Origin of the sequence: Halorubrum sp. SP3 (assembly GCF_005435195.1) — an archaeon.
In the GTDB taxonomy this organism is placed as follows: Archaea; Halobacteriota; Halobacteria; order Halobacteriales; family Haloferacaceae; genus Halorubrum; species Halorubrum sodomense.
In genome coordinates this window covers 1-549 of record NZ_SGTU01000132.1, presented here as the reverse complement: position 1 = coordinate 549, position 549 = coordinate 1, and the positions used below count along the sequence as shown (strand labels likewise).

Below are 549 nucleotides of genomic sequence, written 5' to 3'. Positions count from 1 at the left end.
GCCCGTGCGTACGCAGGATGTTTCGCTTGTCCGTGCTCCGTCTCACGGAGTTTTTCCACCGTACTTTCTGCGTGATTGATTGACACGTGGTTGTCTACATCGTGATCGCTGTCTGGATCAGGGAGATCCCCGATGGCGGCCTCAACGCCGACGTACGGCTCTTGTTCAGTCATCAAGGACATCATCTCCGTACAGTTCTTTCAGCCGCCGCTCTGTCCGCTCACGATACGTCTGGTGACTCGTCCGCCCTCGACGGGGCGACGGGAGCTGTTCGGCGTCCGTCTGCTCGTGGGTACCGAGGACCGCCCCAACGACCGACGCTCCCAGTTCGGGCGGAACTGCGTTGCCGATCTGTTCGCGAGCAACCGTCGTCGCCTCGGGCAGATCAAACCCGTGTGGGAACGAGTGGAGCAGGGCCAGTTCCCGCGGAGCGAAGCGTCGTCCGTCCCAATGGAACGGCCCAGTCCGATACCCTGGACTTGCCAGCACCGACTTCACGGGTTTGTCGGGGTGGGCTTTGCGGAGGTAATCGGAGAACTTCGTCCGCCA

1 protein-coding gene is annotated in these 549 nt (G+C 61.7%); it reads right to left on the bottom strand.

What is annotated here, in order from left to right; all coding sequences use genetic code 11:
• Positions 1-165: 165 nt before the first annotated feature.
• Positions 166-549: DNA cytosine methyltransferase (locus EXE42_RS15820; RefSeq protein ID WP_199240780.1), on the bottom strand; the 384-nt coding region annotated here is incomplete at its 5' end.